This window comes from Pseudomonas sp. (genome assembly GCF_036387035.1).
In the GTDB taxonomy this organism is placed as follows: Bacteria; Pseudomonadota; Gammaproteobacteria; order Pseudomonadales; family Pseudomonadaceae; genus Aquipseudomonas.
Genome location: NZ_DASVUM010000259.1, coordinates 1 through 5,469, shown reverse-complemented (window position 1 = coordinate 5,469; position 5,469 = coordinate 1). Strand labels below are relative to the sequence as shown.

Here is a 5,469-nt window from a genome sequence, read left to right as displayed (position 1 = left end):
GAGACGCAGTTGGTTGATGCCTGCTGCGAAGCTCACCGGATGCTCACACAGCCCCCCGTATTCAGCGGCGTAGGCGGGGGCGTCGAACTCGATCTCCAGACGTTCGGCCATCAGCCTCGTCCCGCTCAGCGTCGACAACTGATGCAGCCAGCCGCTGAGAATCGAATCCACCACGAAGCGGTTGTAGTCGTTGTACGGGCTGATCGAATAAAAGCGCAGCCAGGCGCCATCGCTGTCCTCGTGCAGGCTCGACTGGCCACGGTAGTTCGAGCCATACAGCGCTTCAAAGCGGATCAGTGTGCGCGCCGCTTCCCGTACGGTGGGCGCCTGGGCGGCGGTGATGCCAGCCAGCCCCGCATGGCTCAGGCGACTCGATTGTCCCATCCGCAAACCCAGCGCAGGCACGCCGGTCAGTTCGATGGCCGCATGGCCCAGGCGCATGTAGCGCGGGATCGATAGCCGGGCGCCGGCCTCGCCCAGTCGCGCGGCATCCAGGCCGTATTGCTCCAGCAGTGGTTGGGGGTCTTTACCCTCGCGCCGGACGGCGTCAGCAAGATTGTGGACGAAGCCCACGGACAAATCGCCCAGACGCACGCGAGGAGTGGTCATGGTCACAGCCACAGATTGATCAGGCGCGCGCCTTGACCTGGGCGGGTGCCTTTCGGGGTCGCGTTGATGGATTGCTCGGCGATGCTCTGCCCGCCGCGACTGGCGAAACTGTGGCCGGCACTGCCTTGATCCCAGAACTGCCCGCGCATGAACACACTCATGCCTGCCTTCGCCGTGCTGGCCGGCGTCAGGGCCAGTCGACGCCAGGCTTCTCCCTGGGTCATGGGCGTTGCGCCAAGGTTCAGACGGGCGGCCAGGGACTTATGTTTGTCGCTGCGCCACGGTTGCGACCAGCCGCCAGCGCCGGCGACATAAGCCGGCACGGCAATGAGCTCGGCGCCGCTGGCGTTGAGCCGCGCGTAGTTGTCGGGGTACCAGCTGTCGCTGCCGATCAGCGTTGCCAGCCGGCCGGCCGGGGTGTCGATCACGTTGAGCGGGGCGTCCTTGCCCGGACGGATATAGCCCAGCTGGTTCCAGCCTGGAAACAGTTGGCGCTGCGGCTGGCCCAGTGGCATCCCGTCAGGGCCGAACACCAGGCTGCTGTTATAGAGCGCACCATGGCCAATGCGCAGCTCGCCGTTTTCCACTTGCGGGCTGGGCAGCACGATCGAGCCGGCCACCACCGTCACGCCAAATTCCCTGGCCAGCCCGCCGAACACGTTCTGGTAATCCTGCGCCATGCTGCGCGCCTTCATGCGCAAACGCGCGTCCTCGAAGCGGTTTCGGCCGCGTGCGTGAACCACGGCGTCGATAAACAGCAACGGATTGCTGAACGCCAGCCAGTTCATCGCTTCGTCGAGGGTGGTCGCCTGGTAGAACTGTGATTTCTCGTCCACCGCCAGCAACCAGGTGCCGATGTGCTCGGGCAGCACCACGATGGTTTTGTCGTTGAGCAGCCCCTGGTCGCGGGCCTGCACCATGTAGGAGGCGAGCTTGCGATGCAGGCGCTTGACGCTCGAGTAGTCGGAGGGGAACAGCTCGGGCTGGATGCCGAGCAGGTTGCCGTGGCCGCCGGGTTGCCCGTCGTTGATCACCAGTTGAATGCGCAGGTCAGTCAGGTAATGCCCGACATGACGCTTGCCCGTCCACAGCCCGTAGCTGACGAGAAGGATCACCAGCACTGCTGCGGTAAGTGAGCCGAGAACTTTGCGCATGAAGAAAGGGGAGCTGCCTTTTGAGTAAGCGCGCAGGGCGCCATGACGTTGCCGGAAGGCTACGGCAAAACGCTCGTTTGGAGAAGGTAGGCAGCCGCTGCAATGATGGACAAGACCCGTCAGCCGATTCAGCGTCTCCAGTAGGCGGGCGAACGGCCATGGACGGAAGGCGTCCCCGAGCCCGCTGTTCGTGTCGATCATTAAGTTGTCACTTACGGCCATTGAGCAGGCGCAGCGGCCTGTTTACTGTTTGCGCCATGCACAAGGCGCCCTCTAGAGGCCCTGACTGATCTGACGGGCGCCACGGAGCGCTCGCGTCCCGTGATGATGCTCGATGGAGTTTTTATGGCCGCCCCTTATTACCCGCATTTGCTCGCCCCTCTGGATCTGGGTTTTACCACGTTGCGTAACCGCACCCTGATGGGCTCCATGCACACCGGGCTCGAGGAAAAGCCCGGCGGGTTCGAGCGCATGGCGGTGTATTTCGCCGAGCGGGCGCGCGGCGGGGTCGGCCTGATGGTCACCGGCGGTATTGCGCCGAACGCCGAAGGCGGGGTGTACTCGGGCGCGGCCAAGCTGTCGACGCCGGAAGAAGCGGCGAACCATCGCATCGTCACCAAAGCCGTGCACGAGGCCGGCGGCAAGATCTGCATGCAGATCCTTCACGCCGGACGCTACGCTTATAGCCCCAAGCAAGTGGCGCCCAGCGCGATCCAGGCGCCGATCAATCCCTTCAAGCCCCGAGAGCTGGATGAAGAGGGCATCGAAAAGCAGATTCAGGATTTTGTCACCTGCGCGACCCTGGCGCAGACCGCCGAATACGACGGCGTCGAAATCATGGGCTCCGAAGGCTATTTCATTAACCAGTTTCTCGTTGCCCACACCAACCATCGCACCGACCGCTGGGGCGGCAGCTACGAAAACCGCATGCGCCTGCCGGTGGAGATCGTGCGGCGCGTGCGTGAAGCCGTCGGCCCCAATTTCATCATCATCTATCGTCTGTCGATGCTTGATTTGATCGAAGGCGGCAGCACCTGGGAAGAAGTGGTGCAACTGGCCCAGGCCATCGAACGGTCGGGCGCCACGCTGATCAACACCGGCATTGGCTGGCACGAAGCGCGGATTCCGACCATCGCCACCAAAGTGCCGCGCGCTGCGTTCGCCAAAGTGACGGCAAAAATGCGCGGCTCGGTGTCGATCCCGCTGATCACCACCAACCGTATCAACACGCCTGAGGTCGCCGAGCAGGTGCTGGCCGACGGTGACGCTGACATGGTCTCCATGGCGCGTCCGTTTCTCGCCGATCCCGAGTTCGTCAACAAGGCCGCGGCCGGCCGCGGTGACGAAATCAATACCTGCATCGGCTGTAACCAGGCGTGTCTGGATCATACCTTCGGCGGCAAACTCACCAGTTGCCTGGTCAACCCCCGCGCCTGTCATGAAACCGAACTCAATTACCTGCCGGTCACCCAGGTGCGGAAGATCGCCGTCATCGGCGCCGGCCCGGCCGGCCTCGCTGCTGCCACCGTCGCGGCCCAGCGCGGGCATGACGTCACGCTGTTCGACTCGGCCAGCGAAATCGGCGGGCAGTTCAACATCGCCAAGCGCATCCCGGGCAAGGAGGAGTTCTTCGAGACCTTGCGTTATTTCGGCCGCAAGATTCAAACCACCGGCGTTAACCTGCGCTTGAACACCCGCATCACCGTCGATGACCTGCTCGGCAAAGGGTATGACGACGTGATCCTGGCCACCGGCATCGCCCCGCGAACGCCCGCCATCCCCGGCGTCGACAACCCCAAGGTGCTGAGCTACCTCGACGTGATCCTGGGGCACAAACCGGTCGGCAAGTCCGTCGCCGTGATTGGCGCGGGCGGCATTGGTTTTGACGTGTCGGAATATCTCGTCCATCAAGGCGTGGCCACCAGCCTGGACCGCGAGGCGTTCTGGGACGAGTGGGGCATCGACACGCATCTGACGGCGCGCGGCGGCGTCGCCGGGATCAAGCCCCATCCCCACGCACCGGCGCGTCAGGTGTTTCTGCTGCAGCGCAAGGCCACGAAAGTGGGTGATGGCCTGGGCAAAACCACCGGCTGGATTCATCGCACGGGGCTGAAGAACAAACAGGTGCAGATGCTCAATAGCGTGGAATATTTGAAGATCGACGATGCCGGTTTGCACATTCGGATCGGGGCTGAGGGCGAGGAGAAATTGTTGCCGGTGGACAACGTGGTGATCTGCGCCGGCCAGGATCCGCTGCGGGAACTGTATGACGGGTTGCAGGCGGCGGGGCAGAGCGTGCACCTGATTGGCGGCGCTGATGTGGCAACCGAGCTGGATGCCAAGCGGGCGATTGATCAGGGGTCGCGGTTGGCGGCGGGGTTGTAAGGGTTTCTGGTGATTGATGTTGCTGCCGGCGCGGGTAGGATCGGGATCATCGCCCGATCCTTCACGCCTGGCACATTGCAAAAAATGTGGGAACGGACTTGCTCGCGAACAGGCCCGAAGGGCTTCAAAGTTGGTATCTCAAGCTAGCACCGCACACAACAGGGGCGACTTACCAGCTGCCATAGGGAATGCCGTGCTGGTCGACGTAGGCTTTGTTCTCCGGTTCGAGTGGGATGTACTTGCCCTTGCTTGCGCCGCGGTAGGGTCCGAGCGGTTCGACTTCGGCCTGGTAACGGCCGACTTCTTTGAAGCCCAGACACGATCCGCCTAGCCACACTCTTACAATTCCGCCGGGGGCCATGCCCAGCGTGATCATCTCTCGATAGTCGGTTTTCCATTGCTGATTCCACTGGCAAAGAACAGGCTCGGGCCGAACCATTTCTTCACGTACCCACTGTGGTATCTGTATTTTGATCTTGTAAGCCTGCGCCTCTACCAGTGACTGCCATCGAAGGAAGATCTTGTCAGGCAGATCGACGTTATTGATTGGCTTTCCTCCTGACGCTCCTTGGTGCCAGCCCTCCACTTTCCCGGTGTAGCTCGCTACGCCACCGTGTACCCGAAAGAAAGCGAGTCCACGCTTGTCCAGCACATCGACGGTCTCAACCCAGACTTCCATGTGCTTGGGTGCAGCGAAACCTATGTACCAAGCCGGATACGGCAGCTTGGGGGCTGGAGGTAATCTTGCACCACTCGCGCAGGAGCTGAGGCTTAGCAGCAGACCGGCTGCGAAAACCAGCCTTCTCAGTCGTGGACTCCACTCTGCGGCTGAGCCCTTTGAGTCAAGCCGACATTGCGGATGCGGTTGCGCCCACTGATAGTACTTGCGAGTGCTCATGGCCGAATTACCAACTGCCATAGGGAATGCCGTGCTGGTCTATCCAGGCTTGTGCCGCTGGATTGGGTGCTCGGTAAAACAAGCCTTTTTCATCTTGGTTGGGGCCGAGCTGTTCGACTTTAGCTTGGTAGCGGCCGACTTCTTTGAAACCCACGCATGGACCACCGACCCAGACTTTCACAATCCCTCCCGGAGCCATTCCCAGCGCAATCGCGAAACGGTAGCCATCTATCCATTCTTTTGAGCCGCGGCAGTAGACCCGCTCTGGCCTAACCATTTCAGCGCGTACCCACTGAGGGATTTGTATTCTGGCCCTGTAAGCCTGTGGCTCCACTAGTGACTGCCAGCGCAGGAAAATCTGGTCGGGCAGATCGACGTTATTTATAGGTTTCCCTCCCGATACTCCTTGATGCCAACCCTCCA

The 5,469-nt window shown here is 61.9% G+C and carries 5 protein-coding genes; 1 reads left to right on the top strand and 4 read right to left on the bottom strand.

What is annotated here, in order from left to right; all coding sequences use genetic code 11:
* Together VF672_RS23375 and VF672_RS23370 are read right to left on the bottom strand one after the other, a co-directional pair.
* Positions 1–609: AraC family transcriptional regulator (locus VF672_RS23375; protein WP_331107394.1), on the bottom strand; the 609-nt coding region annotated here is incomplete at its 3' end.
* Between the two features lie 2 nt (positions 610–611).
* Positions 612–1,763, bottom strand: coding sequence for a carbon-nitrogen hydrolase family protein (locus VF672_RS23370; RefSeq protein ID WP_331107392.1), 1,152 nt, complete (start codon positions 1,761–1,763; stop codon positions 612–614).
* Positions 1,764–2,108: 345 nt separating this feature from the next.
* On the opposite strand from VF672_RS23370, the gene VF672_RS23365 reads away from it, so the two are divergent.
* Positions 2,109–4,148, top strand: a complete 2,040-nt coding sequence (locus VF672_RS23365) for an NADPH-dependent 2,4-dienoyl-CoA reductase (protein ID WP_331107390.1) — start codon at positions 2,109–2,111, stop codon at positions 4,146–4,148.
* A gap of 169 nt (positions 4,149–4,317) precedes the next feature.
* Here the strand turns inward: VF672_RS23365 and VF672_RS23360 are convergent, their stop codons facing one another.
* Both VF672_RS23360 and VF672_RS23355 read right to left on the bottom strand, forming a co-directional pair.
* Positions 4,318–4,926 carry a DUF2931 family protein gene (locus VF672_RS23360; RefSeq protein WP_331107396.1) on the bottom strand — a complete coding sequence of 203 codons (609 nt, stop codon included), beginning with the start codon at positions 4,924–4,926 and terminating at the stop codon, positions 4,318–4,320.
* 127 nt (positions 4,927–5,053) lie between these two features.
* Positions 5,054–5,469, bottom strand: a 416-nt coding sequence (locus tag VF672_RS23355; RefSeq protein WP_331107388.1) for a DUF2931 family protein, incomplete at its 5' end; no start/stop codon positions are given.